General features: G+C 69.1%; 26 protein-coding genes. 9 read left to right on the plus strand and 17 right to left on the minus strand.

Going from position 1 to position 25,585, the window contains the following annotated elements; all coding sequences use genetic code 11:
• Positions 1–13 precede the first annotated feature (13 nt).
• The 3 genes from galE to galT are packed head-to-tail and all read right to left on the minus strand — an operon-like array spanning position 14 to position 3,353.
• Positions 14–976 carry a UDP-glucose 4-epimerase GalE gene (gene galE / locus HQQ85_RS11695; RefSeq protein ID WP_173182637.1) on the minus strand — a complete coding sequence of 321 codons (963 nt, stop codon included), beginning with the start codon at positions 974–976 and terminating at the stop codon, positions 14–16.
• Positions 973–2,220 carry a galactokinase gene (galK, locus tag HQQ85_RS11700; protein ID WP_173182638.1) on the minus strand — a complete coding sequence of 416 codons (1,248 nt, stop codon included), beginning with the start codon at positions 2,218–2,220 and terminating at the stop codon, positions 973–975. Before galK ends, galE begins: the two co-directional genes overlap by 4 nt.
• Complete coding sequence (galT, locus tag HQQ85_RS11705) at positions 2,217–3,353, minus strand: galactose-1-phosphate uridylyltransferase (protein ID WP_371741867.1); 1,137 nt, start codon at positions 3,351–3,353, stop codon at positions 2,217–2,219. The genes galK and galT overlap by 4 nt, the downstream gene beginning before the upstream one ends.
• Positions 3,354–3,425: 72 nt before the next feature.
• Here galT and HQQ85_RS11710 point away from each other — a divergent pair, with 72 nt between their 5' ends.
• The 7 genes from HQQ85_RS11710 (at position 3,426) to HQQ85_RS11740 (ending at position 10,322) form a co-directional block, all read left to right on the plus strand.
• Positions 3,426–4,238: a DeoR/GlpR family DNA-binding transcription regulator gene (locus HQQ85_RS11710; protein WP_173182639.1), complete on the plus strand. Its 813-nt coding sequence runs from the start codon at positions 3,426–3,428 to the stop codon at positions 4,236–4,238.
• Between the two features lie 127 nt (positions 4,239–4,365).
• Positions 4,366–5,337, plus strand: coding sequence for an aldo/keto reductase (locus tag HQQ85_RS11715; protein WP_173182954.1), 972 nt, complete (start codon positions 4,366–4,368; stop codon positions 5,335–5,337).
• 2 nt (positions 5,338–5,339) lie between these two features.
• Positions 5,340–6,569, plus strand: coding sequence for a multidrug effflux MFS transporter (locus HQQ85_RS11720; protein WP_173182640.1), 1,230 nt, complete (start codon positions 5,340–5,342; stop codon positions 6,567–6,569).
• A 14-nt stretch (positions 6,570–6,583) separates the two neighbouring features.
• Complete coding sequence (locus HQQ85_RS11725; protein WP_173182641.1) at positions 6,584–7,324, plus strand: phosphatase PAP2 family protein; 741 nt, start codon at positions 6,584–6,586, stop codon at positions 7,322–7,324.
• Complete coding sequence (locus tag HQQ85_RS11730; protein WP_173182642.1) at positions 7,321–8,595, plus strand: saccharopine dehydrogenase family protein; 1,275 nt, start codon at positions 7,321–7,323, stop codon at positions 8,593–8,595. Before HQQ85_RS11725 ends, HQQ85_RS11730 begins: the two co-directional genes overlap by 4 nt.
• Before the next feature lie 19 nt (positions 8,596–8,614).
• Positions 8,615–9,769 (plus strand): o-succinylbenzoate synthase, encoded by a 1,155-nt coding sequence (gene menC / locus HQQ85_RS11735; protein WP_173182643.1) that lies wholly within the window; start codon positions 8,615–8,617, stop codon positions 9,767–9,769.
• Positions 9,762–10,322, plus strand: a complete 561-nt coding sequence (locus HQQ85_RS11740) for a GNAT family N-acetyltransferase (protein WP_371741868.1) — start codon at positions 9,762–9,764, stop codon at positions 10,320–10,322. Before menC ends, HQQ85_RS11740 begins: the two co-directional genes overlap by 8 nt.
• Before the next feature lie 22 nt (positions 10,323–10,344).
• Here the strand turns inward: HQQ85_RS11740 and HQQ85_RS11745 are convergent, their stop codons facing one another.
• Positions 10,345–10,965, minus strand: coding sequence for a hypothetical protein (locus HQQ85_RS11745; RefSeq protein ID WP_173182644.1), 621 nt, complete (start codon positions 10,963–10,965; stop codon positions 10,345–10,347).
• A gap of 152 nt (positions 10,966–11,117) precedes the next feature.
• Here HQQ85_RS11745 and HQQ85_RS11750 point away from each other — a divergent pair, with 152 nt between their 5' ends.
• Complete coding sequence (locus tag HQQ85_RS11750) at positions 11,118–13,601, plus strand: phosphoketolase (protein ID WP_173182645.1); 2,484 nt, start codon at positions 11,118–11,120, stop codon at positions 13,599–13,601.
• A gap of 57 nt (positions 13,602–13,658) precedes the next feature.
• Positions 13,659–14,096, plus strand: coding sequence for a DUF3151 domain-containing protein (locus HQQ85_RS11755; RefSeq protein ID WP_173182646.1), 438 nt, complete (start codon positions 13,659–13,661; stop codon positions 14,094–14,096).
• Positions 14,097–14,266: 170 nt separating this feature from the next.
• On the opposite strand, the gene HQQ85_RS11760 is transcribed toward HQQ85_RS11755, so the two are convergent.
• From HQQ85_RS11760 to HQQ85_RS11820, 13 genes are all read right to left on the minus strand, one after another.
• Positions 14,267–15,388 carry a Gfo/Idh/MocA family protein gene (locus HQQ85_RS11760; protein WP_173182647.1) on the minus strand — a complete coding sequence of 374 codons (1,122 nt, stop codon included), beginning with the start codon at positions 15,386–15,388 and terminating at the stop codon, positions 14,267–14,269.
• Between the two features lie 364 nt (positions 15,389–15,752).
• Positions 15,753–16,175 carry a hypothetical protein gene (locus tag HQQ85_RS11765; protein ID WP_173182648.1) on the minus strand — a complete coding sequence of 141 codons (423 nt, stop codon included), beginning with the start codon at positions 16,173–16,175 and terminating at the stop codon, positions 15,753–15,755.
• 152 nt (positions 16,176–16,327) lie between these two features.
• Positions 16,328–18,334, minus strand: coding sequence for a hypothetical protein (locus HQQ85_RS11770; RefSeq protein ID WP_173182649.1), 2,007 nt, complete (start codon positions 18,332–18,334; stop codon positions 16,328–16,330).
• Between the two features lie 23 nt (positions 18,335–18,357).
• Positions 18,358–20,865, minus strand: coding sequence for a hypothetical protein (locus HQQ85_RS11775; protein WP_173182650.1), 2,508 nt, complete (start codon positions 20,863–20,865; stop codon positions 18,358–18,360).
• Between the two features lie 447 nt (positions 20,866–21,312).
• Positions 21,313–21,504 carry a hypothetical protein gene (locus HQQ85_RS11780; RefSeq protein ID WP_173182651.1) on the minus strand — a complete coding sequence of 64 codons (192 nt, stop codon included), beginning with the start codon at positions 21,502–21,504 and terminating at the stop codon, positions 21,313–21,315.
• A gap of 31 nt (positions 21,505–21,535) precedes the next feature.
• Positions 21,536–22,408 (minus strand): hypothetical protein, encoded by an 873-nt coding sequence (locus HQQ85_RS11785; protein ID WP_173182652.1) that lies wholly within the window; start codon positions 22,406–22,408, stop codon positions 21,536–21,538.
• Positions 22,401–22,727 carry a hypothetical protein gene (locus tag HQQ85_RS11790; protein WP_173182653.1) on the minus strand — a complete coding sequence of 109 codons (327 nt, stop codon included), beginning with the start codon at positions 22,725–22,727 and terminating at the stop codon, positions 22,401–22,403. The genes HQQ85_RS11785 and HQQ85_RS11790 overlap by 8 nt, the downstream gene beginning before the upstream one ends.
• Positions 22,724–22,972 (minus strand): hypothetical protein, encoded by a 249-nt coding sequence (locus tag HQQ85_RS11795; protein ID WP_173182654.1) that lies wholly within the window; start codon positions 22,970–22,972, stop codon positions 22,724–22,726. The genes HQQ85_RS11790 and HQQ85_RS11795 overlap by 4 nt, the downstream gene beginning before the upstream one ends.
• Positions 22,969–23,637: a hypothetical protein gene (locus HQQ85_RS11800; RefSeq protein ID WP_173182655.1), complete on the minus strand. Its 669-nt coding sequence runs from the start codon at positions 23,635–23,637 to the stop codon at positions 22,969–22,971. The genes HQQ85_RS11795 and HQQ85_RS11800 overlap by 4 nt, the downstream gene beginning before the upstream one ends.
• Entirely contained in the window at positions 23,630–23,923 is a 294-nt protein-coding gene (locus tag HQQ85_RS11805; RefSeq protein WP_173182656.1) for a hypothetical protein, read from the minus strand. The genes HQQ85_RS11800 and HQQ85_RS11805 overlap by 8 nt, the downstream gene beginning before the upstream one ends.
• Positions 23,920–24,861, minus strand: coding sequence for a tyrosine-type recombinase/integrase (locus HQQ85_RS21355; protein ID WP_173182657.1), 942 nt, complete (start codon positions 24,859–24,861; stop codon positions 23,920–23,922). The genes HQQ85_RS11805 and HQQ85_RS21355 overlap by 4 nt, the downstream gene beginning before the upstream one ends.
• Positions 24,858–25,304: a hypothetical protein gene (locus tag HQQ85_RS11815; RefSeq protein ID WP_173182658.1), complete on the minus strand. Its 447-nt coding sequence runs from the start codon at positions 25,302–25,304 to the stop codon at positions 24,858–24,860. Before HQQ85_RS11815 ends, HQQ85_RS21355 begins: the two co-directional genes overlap by 4 nt.
• A complete protein-coding gene (locus tag HQQ85_RS11820) occupies positions 25,301–25,501 on the minus strand; it encodes a helix-turn-helix domain-containing protein (protein ID WP_173182659.1) in 201 nt (66 codons plus the stop codon). The genes HQQ85_RS11815 and HQQ85_RS11820 overlap by 4 nt, the downstream gene beginning before the upstream one ends.
• Positions 25,502–25,585 lie beyond the last annotated feature (84 nt).

The raw sequence follows: 25,585 nt of genomic DNA on the forward strand, positions 1-25,585 counted from the left end.
GCCGAGCCGCCGCCTACCCCTTCGGGTACGCCTCCCACGCCGACTGCACCATCTCGCCGAGCGTGTGCCGCATCTCCCAGCCGAGGTCGCGGGCGGCGAGCTCGCCGAGCGCCACGATGCGGGCCGGGTCGCCCGGGCGGCGCGGAGCCACCTCGGGGGTGAAGTCGATGCCGGTGACCGAGGCTACCGCATCCATGATCTCGCGCACCGAGACGCCGTCGCCCGAGCCCAGGTTGTAGGCGGGCAGCACGCTCTCGCCGGCCTCGAGCCGGCGCGCGGCCGCCACGTGGGCGAGCGCCAGGTCGGAGACGTGGATGTAGTCGCGCACGCAGGTGCCGTCGGGGGTGTCGTAGTCGTCGCCGAAGATCGTGGGGGTGCGGCCCTCGCCGAGCGCGCGGAAGACCAGCGGGAACAGGTTGTGCGCGCTCGCGTCGTAGAGGTCGGGCGAGCCCGAGCCGACGACGTTGAAGTAGCGCAGGGCGGTGGCCTCGAGCCCGGCGGCGACCGCCTGGTCGCGCAGCAGCCACTCGCCGATCAGCTTCGACTCGCCGTAGGGCGACTCGGGCGCCTTCGGGGTGTCCTCGGTGACGAGCAGGGTGTCGGGGGTGCCGTAGACGGCGGCGCTGGAGGAGAACACCAGGCGGGACACGCCGACGGTCTGCATGCGCTCGAGCAGCACCGCGGTGCCCGTGACGTTCTGCTCGTAGGTGTGCAGCGGCCGCTTCACGGAGACGCCCGCGTACTTGTAGCCGGCGACGTGGATGACGCCGGTGACGTCGTGGTCGCGCAGCGTCCGCTCGACGAGCTCGCCGTCGAGGATCGAGCCCTGGACGAACGCGACACCCTCCGGCACGAAGCCGGGGAAGCCGCTGGAGAGGTCGTCGAGCACGACGGGTGTGAGTCCTGCGCCCTGCAGCGCGCGGACGACGTGGGCGCCGATGTAGCCGGCGCCTCCGGTGACGAGCCAGGTGGTCATTCCGAGATCCTCTCGATGGCGGGGTCGATGACGGATGCTCCGCCGAACGGCCGGCGGACGGCCCCCTCCGACGGCACCACGGTGAACACCACGGGTTCGCGGTAGCCCGCCTCGGCGAACGCGGCGCGCTGCGCCTCGGCCAGCGCCTCGGCCTTCGAGCGGTGGATCAGGGCGATCGACGATCCGCCGAAGCCGCCGCCGGTCATCCGCGAACCGATGGCGCCGACGCGGCGGGCGACCTCGACGGACAGGTCGAGCTCGGGCACCGAGATCTCGAAGTCGTCGCGCATGGAGGTGTGCGAGGCGTCGAGCTGCGGGCCGACCGCGCCGGCCCCGTGCTTCTCGAGGGTGCGCACGAGGTCGAGCACACGCTCGTTCTCGGTGATGATGTGGCGCACGCGGCGGAAGGTCTCGTCGTCGAGCAGCTCCTCGGCGCGGCCGAGGTCGTCGGGGCCGAGGTCGCGCAGCGACGGCACCCCGAGGGTGCGGGCGCCGAGTTCGCACGAGGCGCGACGGGCGGCGTACCCGCCGGTGGCGTGCTCGTGCTCGACCCGGGTGTCGGTGACGACGATGACGAGCTCCTCGTCGTCGAGGCCGAGCGGCACGACGCGGGTCTCGAGCGAGCGGCAGTCGATCAGCACGGCCGAGTCGAGGCGGCCGAGCAGCACGGCCGACTGGTCCATGATGCCCGTGGGCGCTCCCACGGCCTCGTTCTCGGCGCGGCGGCCGATCACCGCCAGGGTGCGGCGGTCGAAGCCTAGGCCCCAGAGCTCGTCGATCGCGAGGCCGACGACGCCCTCGAGCGCGGCGCTCGAGGAGAGCCCGGCGCCGACGGGGATGTCGGAGACGACGTAGAGGTCGAGGCCGGGTACCCGGGCGAGGTCGGCGCCCTGCACCCCCGCGGCCCAGATGACGCCGAGCAGGTAGGCCGACCAGCCCGACACGGCCTCGGCCGAGAGGTCGTCGATCGAGATCTCGACGATCTCGTCGGTGAACGACGACGAGACGCGCACCAGGCGGTCATCGCGCACCCGAGCGGCCATCACCGTGTGGCGGTCGATCGCGAAGGGCAGCACGAAGCCGTCGTTGTAGTCGGTGTGCTCGCCGATGAAGTTGACCCGGCCGGGAGCGGCCCAGAGCGAGGTGGGAGCCTCGCCGTAGGCGGCCGCGAAGCCGCGGACGGCGGCGGAGTCGAGCTCGTCGAGGCCCTTCGGGGCGGGGGCGGGGGTGGTGATGTCGGTCATGCGTCGTCCTTGTCTGCGCGGGCGAGGGCGTCCTTCAGGAGACCGGCCGCCGTCTCGGGCGGAACGTCTCCGATGAAGGCGCCCATGGCGGCTTCGGAGCCGGCCAGGAACTTCATCTTGTCGGCCGCTCGGCGCGGCGAGGTGATCTGCAGCATCAGGCGGATGTCGTCGCGGTGCTCGTTCACCGGCGCCTGGTGCCAGGCCGAGATGTAGGGGGTCGGTGTGTCGTACAGGCGGTCGATGCCGCGCAGGATGCGGCGGTAGACGACCGCGAGCTCGTCGCGCTCCTCGGGGGTGGTCTCGGCGAAGTCGGGCACGTGCCGGTTCATCAGCAGGTGCACCTCGACGGGCCAGCGGGCCGCGAACGGCACGAAGGCGGTGACGTGCTCGCCCTGGATCAGCACGCGGTCGGAGCCGCGCTCGAACTCGAGGATGTCGGCGAACAGCGTGGGGCCGTAGCTCTCGATCGACGAGATCAGCTTCTGCGTGCGCGGCGTGATGTAGGGGTAGGAGTAGATCTGGCCGTGCGGGTGGTGCAGGGTGACGCCGATGGCCTCGCCGCGGTTCTCGAACGGGAAGACCTGCTGCACGCCCGGCAGCGCCGAGAGGGCGGCCGTGCGATCGGCCCAGGCCTCGATCACGGTGCGCGCCCGGGTGACGGAGAGGTCGGCGAAGGAGCCCTCGGTCGCCGGGCTGAAGCAGACGACCTCGCAGCGCCCCACCGAGGTGGCGGTGCGGCCGAGGCCGACCTCCCGCAGCTCGGCGAGGGAGACGGCCGGGTCGGTGCCCTCGGGAGCCAAGTCGGGGCCGAACGACGGCGACTTGTTCTCGAACACCGCGACGTCGTAGTTGCTCGGCACCTCGGTGAGGTTCTCGGGGCTCGACGGGGCGAGCGGGTCGAGGTGCTTCGGCGGCAGCATCACGCGGTTCTGGCGCGCGGCGGCGATGGAGACCCACTCGCCGGTCAGCGGGTCCTGCCGCATCTGCGCCACCGGCGGCCGGGGCGCCTCCGGGCGGGCGTCGTCGGCCCGCTCGGGAGGGAGGAGGGTGTCGGGGTCGTCGAAGTAGATCAGTTCGCGGCCGTCGGAGAGACGGTGCACCCGCTTGATGATCCCGTTGCTGAGGGTCTGCACCCCTCGATTACGCCAGTTTCGAACCCGAAAGTCAAGCCCGCCGATTCGGTTTCGAATGCGTAAGATGTAGCCATGGGGAATGACGCGTCGACGGTGCGGCGCACGCGCGTGCTCGAGCTCGTCGCGGCGACCGGCTTCGCGCGCGTCGCCGAGCTGAGTCGCGAGCTCGGCGTCTCCGAGGTCACCGTGCGCAGCGACCTCGCGGCGCTCGAGCGCGACGGCGCCGTCGACCGCGTGCACGGGGGAGCGGTGCTGCGCGGAATGTCCCCCCGCACCGATGCGCTGGAGCCCTCGTTCGAGTCGGCGCGGGCGACCTGGGCCGACGAGAAGCGCCGCATCGGCGTCGCCGCTGCCGCGCTCGTCGAGAGCGGCAGCAGCGTGCTGCTCGACGTCGGCACCACCACCGCCGCCGTGGCCGACGCCCTGCTCGAGCGCGACGACCTCGACGACGTCGTCGTGATCACGAACGGCCTCTCCATCGCGCTCGCGCTCGAGGACGCGATCCCGCGCTTCACCGTCGTCGTCACCGGCGGCACGCTCCGGCCCTTGCAGCACTCGCTCGTCGCGCCCTACGCCTCGGCGCTGCTCAGCCGCCTGCACGCCGACCTCGCGATCATCGGCTGCACCGGGGTCGACGCCCGCGCCGGGGTGACGAACGTCAACCTCCCCGAGTCCGAGCTGAAGAGCGCCATGGTGGCGGCGAGCGACCGCGCCGTGGTCGTGGCCGATCCGTCGAAGATCGGGCACGCCGACGTGGGTATCGTGGGAGGTCTGGCCGAGTTCGAGCTGCTGGTCACCGCAGCCGGAGCCGACGCCCCGGCCGGCCACGACGACCGGCTCGCCGCGCTGCGGGCCGCCGGCCTCGACGTGCTCGCGGCCCCCTGAACCCCACCCGCTTCCAGCACCACACCGCACCGCACCGCACCGAAGAGCCCAAGAGCCGAAGAGCCGAAGAGAAACGAGCCCCGCGTTGTCCGACACCTACCTCGCCGCCGCCGACCGCTACGAGCGGATGCCCTACAAGCGCTCGGGCCGGAGCGGCCTGAAGCTCCCCGAGCTCTCGCTCGGCCTCTGGCACAACTTCGGCCACGAGCGCCCCATCGACACCCAGCGCGCGATCATCCGCCGCGCCTTCGACCTCGGCATCACCCACTTCGACCTCGCCAACAACTACGGCCCGCCCGCCGGATCGGCCGAGACGAACTTCGGCCGCGTCTTCGCCGAAGACCTCGCGCCCTACCGCGACGAGCTGATCATCTCGTCGAAGGCCGGCTACCACATGTGGGAGGGCCCCTACGGGGAGTGGGGCTCGCGCAAGAACCTGCTCTCCTCGCTCGACCAGTCGCTGACCCGCCTCGGCCTGCCCTACGTCGACATCTTCTACTCGCACCGCTTCGACCCCGAGACCCCGCTCGAGGAGACCATGGGCGCCCTCGCGACCGCGGTGCACTCGGGCAAGGCGCTCTACGTCGGCGTCTCGAACTACTCGCCCGAGCAGACCCGCGAGGCCGCGCGCATCCTGGCCGAGCACAAGGTGCCGCTGACCATCCACCAGCCGAGCTACTCGATGTTCAACCGCCACATCGAGACGGGCCTCCTGCCCGTGCTCGAGGAGGTCGGCGCCGGCAGCATCGTCTTCTCGCCGCTGCAGCAGGGCCTGCTCACCGACCGCTACCTCAGCGGCCACGTGCCCGCCGACTCGCGGGCCGCGACCAGCAATTTCCTCTCGGCCGACCGCATCGACGACACCTACCTCGAGCGCGCCCGCGGGCTCGCCGAGATCGCGAAGGGCCGCGGCCAGACCCTCGCCCAGCTGGCGCTGACCTGGGTGCTCCGCCACCCGCAGGTCACCAGCGCGCTGATCGGCGCCTCGAGCGTCGCGCAGCTCGAGCAGAACGTCGCCGCGCTCGGCGCCCCGAAGCTCTCCGTCGACGAGCTCGCCGCCATCGAGCCCTTCGCCGTCGACGGAACGGGGCGTCGGTAGATTTGACGACGGTCCTGCACCCGGGCGACGCGCTGAGCGGCCGCCGCCGCTTCTTCTACGTCATCATCCTCGGCGCACTCGTGGCGCTCGGCCCGTTCACGATCGACCTCTACCTGCCGGCGTTCCCGGTGCTCGAGGCCGACTTCGGCGTCTCGGCCGCCGCGATCCAGCTCACCCTCACCGGCACCACCCTGGGCTTCGCGCTGGGGCAGTTGCTGGTGGGGCCGCTGAGTGACCGGGTCGGGCGACGGATGCCCATCATCATCGCCTCGTCGGTGCACGTGCTGGCGTGCGTCGGTGCGGCGCTCGCGCCCGAGATCGTGAGCCTCGGGGTGTTCCGGGTCATCCAGGGCATGGGCGCCGCGGCCGGAGGCGTGGTCGCGATGGCGATGGTGCGCGACCTGTTCGGCGGGCGCCGGCTGGTGGTCATGTTGTCCCGGCTGGCGCTCGTCTCCGGCCTCGCCCCGATCATCGCGCCGGTGATCGGCTCGCAGCTGCTGCTCGTGGTGGACTGGCGGGGCATCTTCTGGGTGCTCGCCGCCTACGGGGCGCTCGTGGTGACCGTGGTGTCGCTCTGGATCAGCGAGACGTTGCCGAAGGAGCGCAGGAGCGGCGCCGGGGGTTCCGGTGTGCTGCGCCGCTACCGCAACGTGCTGACCGACCCGATCTTCGTCGGCGTCGCCCTGATCGGCGGCATGACCTTCTCGGGGCTGTTCTCCTACCTCTCGGCGAGCTCCTTCCTGTTCCAGCAGGTCTACGGCTTCGACCCGCAGCAGTACGGCCTGCTCTTCGCCGTCAACTCGCTCGGCATCGTCGCGGGCACCCAGCTGAGCGCCCGGCTGACCCGCTGGTTCGGGCCCCAGTGGATCCTCGCGGTCTCGACCGTGCTGCTGTTCACCTGCGCGGCGCTGATCGCCCTGTTCTCGGTGCTCGACCTCGGCCTCTGGGGAACGCTCATCCCGCTCTGGTTCTTCATCGCCTCCTGCGGACTCACCTTCCCGTGCGTCCAGGTGCTCGCGCTGAACGCGCACGGCCACGAGGCGGGCACCGCGGCGTCGCTGCTCGGCGCCGTGAACTTCGGGATGGCCGGGATCGTGTCGCCCCTGGTCGGCGTGCTCGGCATCGACTCGGCCACACCGATGGCGGCGGTGATGGGGGCGACGGCGCTCGTGAGCATCCTGTCACTGTGGTTCGTGGTGCGGCCGAAGCGGGTGCCGGCTCTCGGGCACTGAGGTACGCTCACGGGATGTCAGAGCAGCCGCCGCAACCCGCCGAGACCCTCGGCCCGCCCGAGCCCCCCGTTCCCTACAAGGTCACGCGGCGATGGCCGGTCGTCTCGGCCGTCGTGGCGCTCCTGGTCGCCGTGCTGCTCGGGGTCATCGTCGTCGTGCGCGAGCAGGGCCTGCCGTTCGGCATCGACGAGGAGTGGATGGACGAGATCCTCGAGAACCGCACCCCGGTCCTCGAGGCGCCGTCGCTCGTGATGAACTACCTCGGCGGCGGGTTCCTCGCGGTGATCGTGATCCCGCTCGTCGTGATCGCGCTGCTGCTGATCTTCCGGCGCCCCTGGGCCGCGCTGTTCTTCACGATCTCGATCATCCTGAGCGCGGCCGTCGTGCAGGTGCTGAAGACCGCGGTCGGGCGGCCCCGGCCCGAGGACATGCTGGTCGTCAGCGACTTCGGCTCCTTCCCCTCCGGTCACTCCGCGAACGCGGCGACGCTCGCCGTGGTGCTCGGCATCGTCTTCGCCCGCACCTGGATCTGGGTGGCCGGCTCGGTCTACACGCTGCTGATGATGGCCAGCCGCACCTACCTCGGCGCCCACTGGCTCACCGACACCATCGGCGGGCTGCTGCTCGGAGCGGGCGTCGCCGCACTGGTCTGGGCCCCCTTCGCGTCGAAGATCTACGCCGAACGGGTGCGCGACCATCGGCCCATCTGGAACCGTTCCGCTCCGCCCGGGGTTACCGGTAGCGTCGGGGCATGAGAATCCTCCTTGTCGGCGCGGGCGGTGTCGGCGACGCGATCGCCAAGATCGCCGCACGCCGCAGCTTCTACGACCACATCGTCGTCACCGACTACGACCTCGCCCGAGCCGAACGCACCGTCGCGTGGGTCGAGGGCAAGCACGGCCCCGAGGTCGCGGCCCGCTTCACCGCCGACCGCATCGACGCCTCGAACCCCGACGACGTCGCCGAGGTCGCCCGCCGGCACGGCGCCACCCACGTCATGAACGCCGTCGAGCCGAAGTTCGTGCCGACCATCTTCGCCGGGGCGCTCGCCGCGGGTGCCGACTACCTCGACATGGCCATGAGCCTGTCGGAGCCGCATCCCACGAACCCCTACACCGAGACCGGCGTCAAGCTCGGCGACGACCAGTTCGCGCAGGCGCCCGACTGGGAGAAGGCCGGCCGCCTCGCCCTCGTCGGCATGGGCGTCGAGCCCGGCCTCTCCGACGTCTTCGCCCGGTACGCCGCCGACCACCTGTTCAGCGAGATCGACGAGCTCGGCACCCGCGACGGGGCCAACCTCGTGGTGCGCGACAGCGACGGCAACGAGATCTTCGCCCCCTCGTTCTCGATCTGGACCACGATCGAGGAGTGCCTGAACCCTCCCGTGATCTGGGAGAAGGACACCGGCTGGTTCACCACCCCGCCGTTCTCGGAGCCCGAGGTCTTCACCTTCCCCGAGGGCATCGGCGACGTCGAGTGCGTCAACGTCGAGCACGAGGAGGTGCTGCTGATGCCGCGCTGGGTCGACGCCAAGCGCGTGACCTTCAAGTACGGGCTCGGCGAGGAGTTCATCGGCATCCTGAAGACGCTGCACCAGCTCGGGCTCGACAAGACCCAGCCCGTTCGCGTGCGCTCGGCGAACGGCCCCGTCGAGGTCGCCCCCCGCGACGTCGTGGCGGCCGGCCTGCCCGACCCCGCGACCCTCGGCCCCTTCATGACGGGCAAGACCTGCGCCGGCCTCTGGGTCACGGGCACCGGCACCGACGGCGAGCCGCGCGAGGTGTACCTCTACCACGTCAGCGACAACGAGTGGACGATGGCCGAGTACGAGGCCCAGTGCGTCGTCTGGCAGACGGCCCTCAACCCGGTCATCGCGCTCGAGCTGCTCTCGAACGGCACCTGGTCCGGTACCGGCGTGCTCGGCCCGGAGGCGTTCGACGCGAAGGCGTTCCTCGACCTGATGGCCACGCCGCTGGACGAGGGCGGCTACGGGCAGGCCTGGGGCCTCGAAGACCGGCTCGCCTGAGGCCAGGGGGAGCCAGAGCATGAGCGGCAGCGCGGTGCACACCGGTGGCTCGGCCCTGCCGGTCGAGATCGAGGCGGTCGAGCTGCACCGCATCGCGATGCCGCTCGTGCGTCCGTTCGAGACGAGCTTCGGTCGCCAGAGGGCGCGCGACGTGCTGCTCGTGCGCGTGCTCACGGCTCAGGGCGAGGGCTGGGGCGAGTGCGTCGCCATGGCCGACCCGGTGTACTCCAGCGAGTACGTCGAGGGGGCGGCGGCGGTCATCCGGAGCTATCTGGCCCCGGCCCTGCTCGCCGCCCGCATGGTGCGGGCCGCCGAAGTGTCGAGTGTGCTCGGCGGCACGATCGGCCACCGCATGGCCAAGGCCGCCCTCGAGGCGGCGGTGCTCGACGCCCAGACCCGGGCCGCCGGCATCAGCTTCGGCGAGTACTTCGGGGCGGTGCGGCCCGAGGTCGACTGCGGCGTCTCGGTGGGCATCGCCCCGTCGATCGACGCGCTGCTCGATGAGGTCTCCGAGTACGCCGAGGCGGGCTACCGCCGCATCAAGCTCAAGATCAAGCCGGGTTGGGACCTCGAACCGGTCGCCGCCGTGCGCTCGATGCTGGGGCCGGATGCGCTGCTGCAGGTCGACGCGAACACCGCCTACACCGTGGCCGACATCGACCACCTGCGCGGGCTCGACGACTTCTCGCTGCTGCTCGTCGAGCAGCCCTTCGTCGAGGAGGACATCGCCGCGCACGTGATGCTCGCGAAGGCCATCGACACCCCGGTCTGCCTCGACGAGTCGATCACGAGCACCGCAGTCGCCGTCGACGCGATCGAGCGCGACGCGACCTCGATCGTGAACATCAAGGCCGGGCGGGTCGGCGGCTACCTCGAGGCCATCCGCATCCATGACGCCTGCCTCGAGCGCGACGTCGCCGTCTGGTGCGGCGGGATGCTCGAGACCGGCCTCGGCCGCGCCGCCAACGTCGCGCTCGCCGCCCTCCCGGGCTTCACGCTGCCGGGCGACACCTCGGCGTCCGACCGCTACTTCGCCGACGACCTGACCGAGTCGTTCGTGCTCGTCGACGGACGGCTGGCCGTGCCCTCGGGCCCCGGCACCGGCGTCACGGTGCGCACCGAGCTGGTGGCCGCGTGGCGCACCCGGCCGGCCGAGCTGCTCACCCGTGCCTGAGATCGCGCTGCGGCCGTTCGACCCGGCGCTAGCCGGCGATCGGGCGGCCGTGCTCGAGATCTGCGTGCGCACCGGCGACGCGGGACGAGATGCGAGCGGTCTGCATCCGGATGCGCGGGTGCTGACCGACCGCTACGCCACGCCCTATCTCGACCTCGAGCCGGAGCTCGCCGTGCTGGCGACGGTGGGCGACGAGGTCGTGGGCTACGTGCTCGGGACGGCCGACACCGAGCGCTTCGCCGAGCGCTTCGCCGCGCATCCGTCGAGCCTGGCACCTCTCGAACGTCGGGAGCACGCCGGGCGACTGCTGATCGCGGAGGCTGCGGACCTGCCTGCGCACCTGCACATCGACCTGCTGCCGGCCGCCCAGGGGCGTGGCGCGGGGCGGGCGCTGATCGAGGCGTTCGTGGCGGCGCTGCCCGCCGGGACCGCCGGAGTGCACCTCGTCGTCGACCCCGCCAACGCCGGGGCGCAGGCGTTCTACCCGCGCGCGGGCTTCCGGGAACTCCGCCGTTCGAGCGACGGCGTCGTGTACGGACGGCTGTTCGGGTGATCGCTGTTCGGGTGATCGCTGCTCAGGGCAGCAGCAGGGTCGGCGACATGAGGCCGATGAGGAGCAGCGCCAGGGCGGCGATGGTGCCGGCCGCGGTCAGTGCGCCCACCCAGGGCCAGCGCTCGAACCAGTAGAGCAGTTCGGGAAGCTCCTCGCGCAGGGCGGCGGCGGTGATCGGATCGAGACGGCGGCGCACCGGCACGTCGACCGCGGTGGCGACCCGCTCGATGTCGTCGCTCGACCAGAACTCGCCGCGCATCCGGAGCAGGAGATCGCCGGCGGTGTCGACCAGGAAGAGCTGGTGCGTGGTCTCCGTGCTCGGCCCCCGGTAGACGTCGAGCACGATCGCGCCGGCGATGCGCTTCACCGGCACGCGGTTGTGGGAGAAGAAGCCGCGCTCGATCACGGCGTCCCGATCGACCCGGATGCTGACGGCGCGCAGCAGCAGCACGGCCGCGACGTAGAGCAGCACGACGAAGCCGAACGCGATCACCACCCGCGGCCAGCTGCCGCGCGGGATGGCGTACCAGAGCATGGCGGTGAAGATCGGCAGCGTCAGCGCCGCGACCACGATGCGCGCCTGCGCGAGGATCTGGGCGCGCGGCCGCAGCACTCGCGTCGCGACCCCCGTCTGCACACTCACCAGGCCAGGGTAGGTCGGGCGGCGGGGCCGCTGTAGCGGCCACTTGGGGGACATCCGGGCGGTCGCTCCCAGGCGGCGCCCAGAGTGCGACGGACGTCGGAAAGGAGCCGCAACCCCTGTCGGCGGCGGGACGCCCTTCGTAGGCTGAGGCCATGACCGCTCACGATGCAGTCCCCCTGTCCGTCGTCGATTCCTGGTGGCGCGCCGCCAACTACCTCTCGGTCGGGCAGATCTACCTGCTCGACAATCCGCTGCTGAAGCGGCCCCTGAAGGTCGACGACATCAAGCCGCGGCTGCTCGGGCACTGGGGCACGACGCCGGCGCTGAACTTCATCTACGCGCACCTGAACAAGCTGATCGTCGAACGCTCCTCGAACGTCATCTACATCGCGGGCCCGGGTCACGGCGGCCCTGGGGTCGTGGCGAACGCCTGGCTCGACGGCACCTACTCCGAGCTGTTCCCGCAGGTCTCGCAGAACGGCGAGGGCATGCGCCGGCTGTTCCGCCAGTTCTCCTTCCCGGGCGGCATCCCCTCCCACGCGGCGCCCGAGACGCCCGGCTCGATCAACGAGGGCGGCGAGCTCGGCTACTCCCTCGTGCACGCCTACGGCGCGGCGCTCGACAACCCCGACCTCATCACGGCCTGCGTGATCGGCGACGGCGAGGCCGAGACAGCGACGCTCGCCACGAGCTGGCACCTGAACAAGTTCCTCAGCACGATGACCGATGGGGCCGTGCTGCCGATCCTCAACCTCAACGGGTACAAGATCGCCAACCCGACCGTGCTGGCGCGCATCCCGGAGCACGAGCTCGAGTCGCTGTTCATCGGCTACGGCTACTCGCCCCGGATCGTGGCCGGCGGCTTCGACGACGAGGACCCGATGGCGGTGCACCAGCGTTTCGCCGACACGATGGCGCAGGCCTTCGACGACATCGCGACCATCCAGCGCCAGGCGCGCTCGGGCGGCGAGACGGCACGCGCGGCGTGGCCGATGGTCATCCTGAAGACCCCGAAGGGCTGGACCGGGCCCAAGTTCGTCGACGGACTGCCCGTCGAGAACACCTGGCGTGCCCACCAGGTGCCGCTCGCCGGCGTGCGCGACAACCCGGAGCACCTCGCCCAGCTGCAGGAGTGGCTGATGAGCTACCGCCCGGGCGAGCTCTTCGACGCGCACGGCAAGCCGGTCGTCGAGCTCGCTCCCGCTCGGCCCGAGGGCGATCTGCGGATGAGCGCGAACCCGCATGCGAACGGCGGGCTGCTGCGCAAGGCGCTGACCCTGCCCGCGCTCGACGCCGTGGCCGTCGACATCACCCCGGGCGACGGGCCGTCGGGGCCCGGCACCGGAGCCGAGGGGCGCGGTGCGGTGGCCGAGCCGACCCGGGTGCTCGGCGCCTGGCTGCGCGACCTGATCCGTCTGAACCCGGAGTCGTTCCGCATCTTCGGGCCCGACGAGGTGGCGTCCAACCGGCTCGACGACGTGTACGAGGTGACGGCCAAGGAGTGGCAGGCCGAGGTGCTCGAGACCGACGAGAACCTCTCGCACAACGGGCGCGTGATCGAGATCCTCAGCGAGAACCTCGCGCAGGGACTGCTCGAGGGCTATCTGCTCACGGGGCGGCACGGGCTGTTCACCTCCTACGAGGCGTTCATCCACGTCGTCGACTCGATGTTCAACCAGTACGCCAAGTGGCTGGAGTCCAGCGCGAAGGTGGAGTGGCGCCGGCCGATCTCCTCGTTCACCTACCTGCTCTCGTCGCACGTCTGGCGGCAGGACCACAACGGCTTCTCGCACCAGGACCCGGGGTTCCTCGACCACGTGGTGAACAAGCAGTCCAGCGTGGTGCGGGTCTACCTGCCACCGGATGCGAACACCCTCCTCGTGACGGCCGAGCACTGCCTGGCGTCCCGCGACTACGTCAACGTGATCGTCGCGGGCAAGCAGCCGACGGCTTCGCTGCTGTCGCTGGAGGAGGCCCGCACCCACGGCGCCCGCGGTGTGAGCGTCTGGGAGTGGGCCGGCACCGAGCGCGTGGGGGAGGAGCCCGACGTGGTGGTCGCGGCGGCCGGTGACGTGCCGACGGTCGAGGCGATGGCGGCGGTGCAGATCCTGAAGAAGGAGATCCCGGATCTCGCGGTGCGCTTCGTCAACGTGGTCGACCTGATGCGCCTGCAGGAGCAGACCGAGCATCCGCACGGCCTCGACGCGGCGTCCTTCGATGCGGTGTTCACCACGGACAAGCCGGTGGTGTTCGCGTTCCACGGGTACCCGTCACTGATCCACCGGCTCACCTACCGGCGCACCAACCACGCGAACATCCACGTGCGCGGGTTCAAGGAGATGGGCACCACGACGACGCCGTTCGACATGCTGATGCTGAACGACCTCGACCGATTCCGGCTCGTGATGGACGTCATCCGGCGGGTGCCCCGGCTCTCGACCGCCTACGCGGGGCTGTCGCAGAAGATGGACGACGAGCGGGCGGCCCACCGCGCCTACACCCGGGCGCACGGCGAGGACGCGCCCGACGTGACCGGCTCGGCCGGCCTCGTCTTCGCCTCCGACGAGGACGTGGCGGAGGCCGGCGCCGACACGGGCGACGACAATGCCCGCGGCGGTCGGGGCGAGTTCGGCTGATCGGGATCGGTCATCGGCGGGGGTGGGTTCGGGCGCGCATCCGCGTAGCATCGAGGCATGAGTTCTGAGAATCTGCTCGGCCTGCCCGAGACCCGTCTGCCCGAAGACCCGGGTGTCACCGAGGCGCTCGCCGGAGCCGTCGGCTATGACGTCGACGAGGTGCTCGAGGCGACCGTCAAGTCCCATCCCACCTCCTCGCTCGCTTGGGCGACCCTCGCCGACCGCGCCTTCTCGCGCGGTGAGACGCTGCAGGCCTACGCCTTCGCCCGCGTCGGCTACCACCGCGGCCTCGACGCTCTGCGCAAGGCCGGCTGGCGCGGTCAGGGCCCGGTGCCGTGGTCGCACGAGCCCAACCGCGGCGTGCTGCTGTCGCTCTACCTGCTGCGCCGAGCCGCCGAGGCGATCGGCGAGACCGACGAGGTCACCCGCCTGACCGAGTTCCTGCAGGGCGCCGACCCGCGCGCGGTCGAGGCGATCGAGGCCGGGGAGCGCTGAGGCTTTCCTTTCGGAATGCCGAGGCGTACTGTTGCGTTCTATCAGACGACGGAAGGAGTCGATATGAAGGTGCAGAACTCTTAAGAGCTCGATGTAGCCGGTGAGCGGCACGACCGCTCATTTCCAGCTCTCGACGAACCGCCCCCGCCACGGCCGGGGCGGTTCCCCTTTTAATCCGCGGTCGTCTCGGCGGTCGCGGCGAGGGCTTCGGCCCAGGGCTGGGGGGTCGAGCGGACGGGGTCGCCCGTGGTCGCCGCCTGCTGCAGGAGGAGGGCGAGGTAGTGGTCCTGGCTCGCCTCCGCGAGGGAGTAGACGTCGGGGCCGCCGGCGATGCGGGTGCGCATGCCCTCGAGCATCCGGGCGATCGCGATCTCGTCGTCGGCGAGGCGGCCGGGCATGAAGGGGTTGGTGAACATCCACTCCTCGCCGAGCAGCAGGCCGCGAAGGAACAGGCCCTCGAGGTTTCCGCCCTCGCCCGTCATCACCCGCCGCAGCTGCCCGAACACGGGCTCGTCGTGGCCGCGGACGTAGCGCACCTCGAGGTTCTCGAGCTCTCCGCGATCGCCGCGCACGAGCATCCGGTTGCCGCGGATCCACGAGAAGTACTGCTCGGGCGCGAAGTCGTAGACGCCCAGCCGGTCGCCGAAGTCGAAGCGCGCGGTGGTCTGCGTCGCGGTGACGAAGCGCCCCTCGTGCGGGTCGCCGTGGCGGTCGGGGCCGGCGAGCAAGGGGTAGGTGAAGGTCTGGGCGGTGATGGTGGCGTCCTCGGCGCCGATGCCGAGGGCCCGGCGCAGCACGCTGACGCCGTGGTAGTCGTGGCACTGGGCGACGACGGCCTGGCTGATCCGGCCGAGGCGCCCCGAGGCGGCGACCGCGAGCTGCGCGCTCAAGAGCGGCGAGAGGTGGTACTGCTCGGCGACCTGCACGATGGCCCCCGGCACGCGCTCGACGTCGTGCCAGAGCTCGACGAGCTCGGCGAGATCGGTGGCCGGCGGGGTCTCGGTGAGCACGGGCATCCGCTCGTCGACCAGGTTCCGGATGATCGTGGGGGCGGCTTCCCGCGGCACCGACACCACGGCGAACTCGGGTGCGGCGGCGAGCAGCTCGTCGACGTCTCTGAACGGATGCACGCCCCGCGCCTCGAGCCGCGCCGCCGTGCGCGGGCTGCGCGTGACGAGGCCCGCGACCTCGAAGCGATCGGGCAGGGCCTCGGCGATGCGCAGGAAGAACTCGCTGCGCCACCCGCTCCCCACGATGCCGAACCGGACGGGGCCTTCGCTGCTTCCCTGCATGCCCTCCACGCTAGCCCGGCGAGGGCCCGCAGCGGGGCTGGGTGTTCGGCCGTTCTGTCTTGCTGGCGGAGAATGGGGGATTCGAACCCGGCTGTGGGGTGGGTGCGCGCACCCAACTGGCGGAGAATGGGGGATTCGAACTCATGACACCGAAGCGACACAGACGACCGGATACCAGCAACGTCAGGCATCCGGGCACATGAGGAATGCGCCTCAGGTGCAAGCGACAGCACGCAAATACACGGGGACGCACTGCCTGTTGTGCCCCTAACTGTGCCCCCGGAAACTTCCCCCCTGAGACTCCTGCGCACCGCGTCCAGCAGAACGCGAAGCGGGCAGCAAGCGGCGTGGGGGCGGGGGTGTCCTACCCCTGGTCGGGCAGGTCGCCGCGGCTGATGACGCGGATCGGCAGATCCTGGCTGCCCACCGATCGCATGCGGAGCTCGAAGACGTGTGTGATCGCCTTGAGGAACGCGTACGGGTCGACGTCGTGAACGAGGAACTCGGTGACAGGGATCTCGCCATCGTTGGCTGCTGCGATCTTCGGGAACACGTCGCCACCCTCGGGCACGAGGTCTCGGTGAACGGCGTAGATGTGCAGATCGTGGTCTAGCTCACCACCGCCGATCTCGAAGCCGACCGTCAGCCATTCGTCGTGATCGAGACCGACAGCCTCCTCGATGCTCGGGGCTGGGATGGTGATCTTCTGGTCGAGGTGCGCTGCGCCCTGCCAGGTCGCGAACATATCGCTGTTGCCCCAGAGGTAGCCGTCCTTGTCGTCGCTCATGATCGCGACTCTATCGGGACGTGTGCGGCCCGTAGAAGCGTCGGGCGGTGCAGAGGTCGTCCTGTGCTTCTACGAGCCGCGGTCGCCGTGTGGTGACCTGGTGGGGGTGCTTCACAATTCTACGCCGACTGTGAAGCTGGGTTGAGTAATGGCTAGGACCAGTTCCGGGTCTGCTCGATCCAGGTGCTGTTGCGGTAACGGAACTTGATCACGCCGTTCAGCGGGATGGTCACTGATGCGGCGCCGTCCTTCACCCACACCTTGTTACTGGCACCCGACGTGCTGACAGCCTGGATGGTGGTGCGGCCTCCGATGATGCCGGTGAAGATGATTTCCTGGCCGGACTCACCGGCGCTCATGTTGTTGATGGTGTGAGTTGTCGGCGCGGCACACAGGACCTCTTCGTAGCCCTTGGTGCCATCGATCGCGGTGCGGGTGTCGTCGATAGTAAGGGTGCGGGGGGTGCGCTGCACCTTCCCCTCACCGTTCAGCGCGGCCGAGACACCGCCGTGTCGGAGCAGGTGACGGTTTGCGGTCGCGACGGCGAATACGCTCACCTGAGTGGCATCCGTGGGGGTGACAACGCCGTAGTGAGTGATCGACGACAGGTCGTCGGTGCCGGTGTAGAACTCGCTCGAGCCGGCCTGCTCGATCCGAACGGTGGATCCGATGTCGACACGGTCCACGGGCGACAGCATCTCGACGCCGTGCTTCGTGGGCTTGATCAGACCGATGCCATCGAACGACGAGTCGCTGAACCCATTCCCGCCGAGGTCGCCGCCATCGAGGAGGATTGCGGAGCGCATCGCCTTCTGACCGGCCCACGCGATCGACCCGCCTTCCCAGTGGAAGTTCTGGAACCGCGACAGTCGGAGCCCCTCTTCACCTGGCTCGAAGATATTCACGCCGTTGAAGTTCGACCAGGTGATGTACTCGAGGTCGAACGCACGCTGACGATCGGAGCGCTGCCGCTGGAACGAGGTGAACATCGCCACCTTGAGGCCGTCGATACCGGCCGCGCGCATGACGACCCGGTTGTTGTACCACTGCGAGTTGTTGATCTGCACGTCACCTACGGTGTAACGGAGGGCGTTGTCGGCGGGCTGCAGCGAGAGCCACCCGTAGTCGCATCCGTGCACCTCGACCTGGTTGAGGATGAGGCGCCGCAAGTGCTGGTGCTCGTTCAGCGGAGTGACGTAGAACCCCGCGGCGGCGTTGAAGATCCTCACCCTGTCTATCTGGATACGGCCGACCCGCTCGAGCGCGACCGCGTTGCCGTTCGCCGGGTCGAGCATGTCGATAGTCAGGTCCGACACGCGGGCGTAGATGTCGCCGGCCGTGGTGTTGCGGCGGATGTCGAGGCCTCGCCCGACAAGGGCGCCGCCCTGACCCTCCAGAGTGATGTTCTCGGAGCTGATGCGGATCGGTGCAGTCAGGACGTGGTTGCCGAGAGCGACGGCGCCGCCACGGTATCCGCGGTCCTGAGCGGCGTTGACTGCGAGCTGGATGGCTGCGGCGTCCCCGGTGCCGGTGCCGTCCATGGATGCGCCGTATCGGGCGGGGCTGATGGGGGCCATGATCAACCCCAGGAAGCGGCTCTTGAGCGCGGAGTCGGTGGCTGAGCCAGCGGTGTTGATGCGACCAGCGATCACGGCGTCATTCGTGGTGCCGACGGCTGCGGCCGCGGTTGCGGCAGTCTGAGCGGTCGCTGCTGCAGCCTGCGCTGACGCGACTGCTGAGGGCACCGTGGTGAGGCCGTCGAGCAGCGTCTGAACGTAAGCCGGAATGGTCCAGTCCTCGGCGGATGCGGGGCTGACCTCGACGAGAGCGCCGTACTTGACCGTGCTGACACCGGAGGGCACCTGCAGTACGCGCGTGCGCTGGATGGCGCGTGTGCCCGCCGCTGACGTGTCACCCGACGGCTGGAGGCGCTCGTACACCCGGATTGCCTGACCCTCGGGCGGAACGATCTGCGTCCACGGCGATGACCCGTCTTCGAGGTACGGGTTCCCGTTCGAGACCTGCACCACGTACTGGGTGCGGGACACGTACGCGCTGTCGGGCCCCTCGAAAGCGGAGGTGAGTTCCACGGCGAACAGACCGGTAGCCGGCTTGCCGAGAGAATCCAGCACGGGGCCGGTGATAGTGACTGTGGACATGGTGACCTTTCGGGTGACGAGGGTTAGGCGTACTTGTTCACGCCGGAGCGCATGGTCTGTTCGGTTTCGCGGTCGTACCCGGCGATCTCGATCCGGGCTTCTCCCCCCGCGAGCTGTCGCATCCAGCCGAGGAAGGAACCGTCCATGTAGATCGGTCGGTCGGCTGCGGTGCCGATCGCTGCGGACGGGCTAGCAGCACGGCTCACGCCCATCGCTGGGGCGCCAGCACCGAAATCAGCCGCCTTCATGGCCGACGTCGACGCTGAACGAATCCGTGACACGCTCGACTCCATGCCATCGGCGAAACCACCGACCAGCGCGCGGCCGCTGTAGAGCGTCCAGCCCCTGCCGGAGAACGGGCCCTCCTTCGCGGGAGAGTGCGGGAGGAAGTTCGAGACCGCCGCCATGACGCCACCGATCGCGTCTTTCGCGAGGCCGATCGCGCCGCGGATGCCGTCAGCGAGGCCCCGGACGATGGAACGGCCGACATCAGACAGCCACTCGCCGGCACCGCTGAAGAAGTCCTTGATCCCGGCTTCGACGTTCCCGAAGCCCTCAAGGATGGAGGGCAAGAATCTCGCGACGATGCCCTTCACCGCGTCGACTATGCCGTTCCAGATCTTGTTGATGGAGGCGCCCATCCCAAGGGCGATGTCCGTCATGTTCTTGCTGAAATTCGACCAGTCGCCCGTGATGAGCGCGGTGAACGCGGTCCATGCCCCCTGCAGGATCGTGAACGCGACAACGAGCACGGTCGAGATGACGGCCGCCAGGATCTGAATGGTAGCGATCACCAGCGGCAGGTACTCCAGCAGCGGAGTCAGTGCCTCGAGCATGGAGGTTATTGCCGGCACCATCGCCGTGAATGCCGGCAGCAGCGTTGTGAGCAGCATGCCCGCGTTAGCACCGATCTGGACTAGCAGCTGACCCATGAACTCCGCGAGCGGCGGGATCAGTGGTGCGAGCGCGGTGAACGCCTCGATCAACTGAGGGAGGACCTCGGCGCCGAACTGGGAAATGCTCGGCGCGAGGGTATCGATCGCGCTGATCAACGCGTCACCGAAGATCGGGATCAGCGGTGAGACCGCCTCGAGAACTTGGGTCAGAAGCGGCGCCACGGCTTGGAGAGAAGCGCCGAGTACTTCGCCCAACGTGCCGGCTAGCTGGCCGGCGAAGGTCCCGAGAGAGCCGAGCGCTTCGGCCATGGCGGGCATGGCGGGTCCGACCGCGTCGAGGCCGGCCTTGATTCCGTCGAAGAATCCGGTGAGCCCATCCGCGAAGGCGGGCTGGGCGAGAGCGTCGGCAACGCTGGTCAGGAACCCACCTAGCGCCTCCCCAGCGGTGGTCAGGATTCCTGAGATCGTGGGCGCGAGGTAGGCGATCGCGTCACCGATCGGAGTCAGTGCTGCACCGAGGGCAGAGAAGCCAGCGTTGGCGCCCTCGAGGATGGTGGTCAGGCCCGTCTGGAAGGTCGGCCCGTTGATGACGTCGGCGACGGTCTGCAGGACGGCTGCGAAGGTCGCCAGGCCGCCCCCGCCGGCTGCGAGAGCGGCGGTGTTGATGCCGGCAAAAATCGATGCGATCGCACCGATCGCTGTCCCCAGCTGGCCGAGCGCGGAGATCCCCGCGTCGACCCAGGCGGTCAGTCGCCCGTCTGCCTCAGCTGCCGAGATGAAGGCGTTGAACGAGTCGCCGATGCGGACCATGAACTCTGCCATCCGGGGCAGGTACGACGCCCCTAGGGTGCCGAGAATGGCGATCGAGGACGCGAACCCATCGGTGCCCTTCGCCGCGATGTCGACGGACTGCGCGAGGTTGCCGAACATGCCCGCCAAGCGCCCATTGCCGAACGCTGAGTCGAACGAAGAGGCCAGACGGGCCGTGTACTCGCCGAGGCTGTTTGCGACCGCTGAGAAGCCGTCCTGCAGCTGCGGGAGCGTGTTGTTGACGAACGAGATGATCGGGTCACGAGCTCGCGCCCAGAACCGGTCATCGATAGTCGACCCGAGCGCCTTGAAGCCCTCAGCGAGCGGCTCGAGCTGCTGCGGCGCGGAACGCAGCGCCACGAGCAGGGTCGTCGCTCCGACAGCTGCTGCAGCGAACATGCCCGGGAGCAGGAGACCGACGGCGCCGATCTTCGCGAGGCCTGCACCGAGGGTCACCAGGCCCGCCCCGGATGACAGGGCGCCGGCCGCGAGTGACGTGATGCTCGTCGCCAGCAGAGCGAGCTTCGGAAGGTTCTTGTCGAGGTTGGACAGCCCCCGACCAATGTCCGCGAACATCGACCCGACGGCGCGACCGCCCGACAGCGCGGCCAGCGCGGCACCTGCTTTCGCCAGTGACGCGGCCGGCACGTTCACCCGCAGGTTGACGAGGCGGTCGCGGGAGGCCTTCGCGAGCTGAGCGTTCGCCTTCAGGACCTTCGCGTCGACCTGTAGGTTCGCCTGGTTGCGGGCGATGCCGTTGCGCAGCTTCTCGACCGCTCGCTCAGCCGGCCTGGTGTCAGCGTCGACCTTGATCGCGGCGGACATCGTCGCCTCGACGCGCTTCAGGACAGCGCGGAGGTCCTCGCGGAACTTCGTCGAGTTCGGGAGTACCCGAATGGATACTCTGCCGACTTCTTTGCCGACTCCCGCGGCGGCCACTAGAGGACCACCGACGACGTCGAAGGGATGCAGAATTGGTCGCCCAAGGCGAGCTCCATCGGGTTCTGCGGACCCACCCCGAATCGGGGCGTTGGATGGATGACGCCTAATCCGGCGCTAACCCGATTCTACCGGGCGCAACACTCCCAAACCAGCATTCAAAACACCTCAGCCGAGGGCCTTAGATCGGCAGCAATCCGGGCCGTATGGCCCCCAAAGGCTCCCCAGAGTTCCCCCCTCCAGACTCACGCGCACCGCGTCCAGCAGAACGCGAAGCGGGCAGCAGAAGACCCCGGCAGGGGGGTGCCCGGCCGGGGTCTCGTGTTCGTTCTCCTACGCGAGCAGCGTCTTGAGCTGTGCCTTGAGCGTGCCGCCCGGGTCTGCGGTCTGCAGCTCGGCGATGACCTGGCGCACGGTCGGTGCCTGCGGGACCTGCGGCGGTGCGTACTGACCCGCGAGGGCCGACGTGTCGTTGTTGCTGGGCTGCTGCGGTCGTGACTTCACGACGGTGTTGGGCTTTGCCATGGTGTTCTCCTATTCGGTGGTTGACCGGTGCCTAGCGCATCCAGTCGGGTCGGGTGGTGGTGACGGGATTGACTACCGGCGCGATGTGGATGCGCTTGCCCTCCTCGTGCTGGCGCTTGGCATCCTTCACGAACTCGTACCGGCGCCGATGCGACAGGTCGTCGAGCAGCGCGGTCCGGGTGCTGTACTGCTGCTTCGTGGGTGTCCACACCTTCACCTCGGTCAGCTGCTGCAGCTGCTCGATGGGCGTCAGACGGTCGCCGACGGGCAGATCGGAGGTCGAGTGCGTCTCGGGATCGAACGGTCTCTGTGCCGGCCCGTACACGCGGCGCGGTGCACCCTCGATCTGGGTGTCGAGCGGGGTCCACAGGAAGAACTCGGGCCACGCGGCGGCATAATCGTCGACCCAGTCGAGACCGCGCCACACGAGAGAGCCAGCGATCAGTTCCACCCCGATGAGGCTCGTGTGCTCGCTGCGGAGCTCGTTCCACTCGGTGGCCAGTGCCCGGGCAGCGTCGGGGTGCGGGTTGCCCGGTGCGAGCAGCCTGGCTGCGCGGGTCTGCACGTCGATACGCGCCTCGTGGAAGCCCTCGCAGAGTTCAGGCTGGTGCGCGTCTAACCATGCCGCGGTGTCGAGCCGCAGCACCGCCTGAGCAGAGTTGAGGTAGGTCTGCTCGAGGTCCAGGATGTCGGCCAGCACACGACGCCCCTGCACCTCACGCTCCGCTGCCTCCCGAAGGCTTGGACCACCATCGAGGAACGATCGCGCCACGTCAGCCGGGTCAGGCTGCCGAGGATAGTCCGCGGTCTTCTGCGCCGCCGCCGCCTTGAGCTCCTCGCGCCGGGCGACCAGAAGCCCGTACCCGTCATCGAGGGCGAGAGCGATGGTGTGAAGATCAGTCATCAGCCTGCCCCTTCCCCGTCAGTCGGTCACGGGTCTGTTCCCGCTTCGACACCCGACCCAGCGCTTCCGCGACCGGGTCCACCACGTGAGCCGGCGCGGCCGCTCCGCGAACACCAGCAGCGAACGCCTCGATCTTCGCCACGTCGACGTCGCCAACCTCGTCGGTGAACGAACCTGGGTCAACGTGCTGCATCAGCACCTCGACTTGATCCGTTGAACGTCCCGACAGGTGCTCCACCTTCGCTGCCACGATGTCCCGGAGATAACGGTTCGCACCGGCCTTCTCGCCCTCACGGCGAGCCTCATCTGCATCTGTCATTTTCTGTTTCCCTTCGTTGGTACGCCGGCCGGATTGACCTGCACGTATCGGGCTTCCTTCAACGCCGGCACCAGGTGGCCGGCGAGGTCCTTCATCAACTCGTCGTGACGAGCCGCGACCGGCTCGAGCTCATCGACCCGACGCCGCAGCTGCTTGATCTCGCGCAGGTTCTGACGCGCCATGTCCCGCCACCGGTCACGATCAGCGACCAGCCCCTCGACGTCGACCACCCCCGCGTCAGTCACGACGCCCTCCGACCCATACCAATCGGAGTGACCGGCCACGACACCGACTTGGGGTCGACAACCTCACCGCTCGTCTGCTCGACCCAATCCCCGTCAGGGCCCTCGATCCACTCCGTCTCACCCGCCGAATCGGTCAACTCGAACCGCGGCCCCTGACCCCGTCCTTCGCGTCCGTCCCGTGCCGTTGCATCCATGCCATTCGTACGTTCGTTCGTACGTACATGAAGCCCGCCGATTCCGGCGTGGCTTCTGTCGGCTTCCGCCGTGGAATCAGATCGCTTCTCGGGTGGAGTCTGCGGTGGAGTTGGCTTTGACTTGACTTTCTGCCGACGCCACGTCGCGCGCCTAGCCTCGATCTCGGCCGATGTCGGCTGTGACTGATCCCAATGCGCGACCTGGTAGCCGGCGTCCGTGACATCCCAGAGACCCGTGTCGACGAGCTCGAGCGCAGCAGCCGTGGCCTCGGCGGTGTTGAGCATCGGTGAGGCGATGAACGGGACGTCTTTGCGTCCGACCCGCCCGTCGTTTTCCTGCCCAACACCCCATGCCAGCGTCCAGGAGAACAGCACCCACGCGTTCACGGTTAGCCCTTTATAGGTGGAGTCGTTCAGCCACCTCGGCGGAAGGCTCGCTTGCCACCCCGCTCGGTCGTCGCGCTCAGTCACCGCGGCCCTCCCTTGCTGCGGCCAGCTCGTCGGTGAGGACCTCGATCGTCAAACCCAGGTGCTGCACGACCATGGTCGCGATCTGCAGGTTCTCCTCGCCGGTCCGGTGCAGGGCCTTCGCGCGACCGAACTCCTTGCTGAGCAGCTGGGTGAGCATCTCGTGGCGCAGATCCTCGTACTCCGGATTGGTCGCGATCCGGGTCACGTCCATCGCGATCCGGTACGCCTCAGCCTCTGCATCGTCGAACGCCCGCCGCTCAGCCGACGTCATGTCGTCGGCGCTCATGCGTTCACCGCCGCGGCTCGGTTGGACGTCTTCGGAATCTCGCGTGACGGCAGAGCGAGGATCCCGTCACGCTTTCGCCGAGTCGAGACGCCGGCATAGATCATCGTTGTGTCGAGGCTGGAGTGGCCGAGCAACTCCTGGATCACTCGGATGTCGACGCCGCCCTCGACCATGTCGGTTGCGTACGCGTGCCGAAGGGAGTGGGGGGTGAGCTTCGGATCGGTAATGCCGGCACGGTTCACCGCGCGCGCAATCACGTTCGTCACGGACACCGACTTGATAGGCCCTCCGTCCTCCTGCTGCGAAGGGAACCACCAGTCATTCCGCGGCATCGACATCGCGAGCTCGCCGATCACCGGGTGAAGGGGGAACGTACTGACCTTCGAACCCTTTCCGACGGTGCGAATGGTGTTCTCCCGCACATCGATGTCGGCGCCGTGTACGCGAGCGATCGATGAGACCCGGAACCCCTGGTAGTACCCAAGGAGGATCATCGCCCGCGTCTTCCGGTACGCCCCCGAATCGAGCATCGCCGTGATCTGCTCGCTACTGAACGGTCGCGGCGTGCCCTTCGGCGCTCTCACGGGCGGGAGTTTCAGGGCCGGATTGTCGACCCGGTGCCCGTCATCCTGCAGGAAAGTGAAGAACGCGAGGAATGCACCCCGCTCGGTGCGGCGTGTGCCCGCTGCGACGTTGGGCCGACCGATCTGGCGCCGCAGATCGGTCACCGTAACATCGAGCGGACCTCGATCACATCCCCTGCCCAGAGACCGGAGGATGCTCTTGCGGTTGTTGACCGTCGTGTCCGCGAGGCCCTTCGAACGCTCGTAGTCGGCGAAGTCGGACAGATAGTCCGCCCAGCCCTCGACCTCGCCCAGTAGGCGGTGCTCGAAGCCTTGACGTCGGCTCTCGCGCCACAGCGGCTCGACGGCGCTCAACTCTCCGAATCGATCTGCTCCTGAGCCCACCGCCGCAGCGCAGCCCCGGCATCCGCCAGCTGCAGCCCGAGGCCTTCGAGAGCCCTGACGCTCATGTCGTCTTCGAGGCGAAGGGCCGCGTCGAAGGTCAGAGCACCCGTTGCGCGGTCCTGGGTCTTGCAGACGCGGAGAGGGATCTCGACGAGGCGTCCGTCCGAGCGGACAAACCGGACCGTGTGGAGGTCGATCGGCTCGGACATGTGAGCGTCGAGCCCGATCTCCATGTCGGAGACCTGGTGGCCGGCGCACCAGTCGACCTCGGTGCAGGGGTCGACGTGGTCCCACGCCTTGGTGCTCTTGTCGGTCGTGTGGTCTAGCATCTGTTCTGACTCCTTCGTGTTGGTGAGGGTTTCCGTTGCGATCGGCACCGTGTCCGCGGTGCCTTTCGTGCTTCCGGGGGTCACGACGCGATGTCCTCGACGCCGCCGGTCTCCAAATACTTTTCGAACGCGACTCGGGGGATGAGCTTCCTTGCCCCGAGCTGGATCGTTGGGATGCGTCCCGCCTTCACTGCGGCACTGATGGTTCGGTAATCGCACGGCACGAGCGCTGCAGCCTCCTTGTAGGTGAGGGCCCGCGCCTGCGGGTGGGTGAGCGTCATTAGTTCTCCTTGCTGAAATTCGACCCCAGGATGATTCCTGAGGAACCAGTTCGCCCATTACAGCACAGGATTATGCCTCAGGCA

The sequence above is a fragment of the Herbiconiux sp. VKM Ac-2851 genome (assembly GCF_013205105.1).
In the GTDB taxonomy this organism is placed as follows: Bacteria; Actinomycetota; Actinomycetes; order Actinomycetales; family Microbacteriaceae; genus Herbiconiux; species Herbiconiux flava.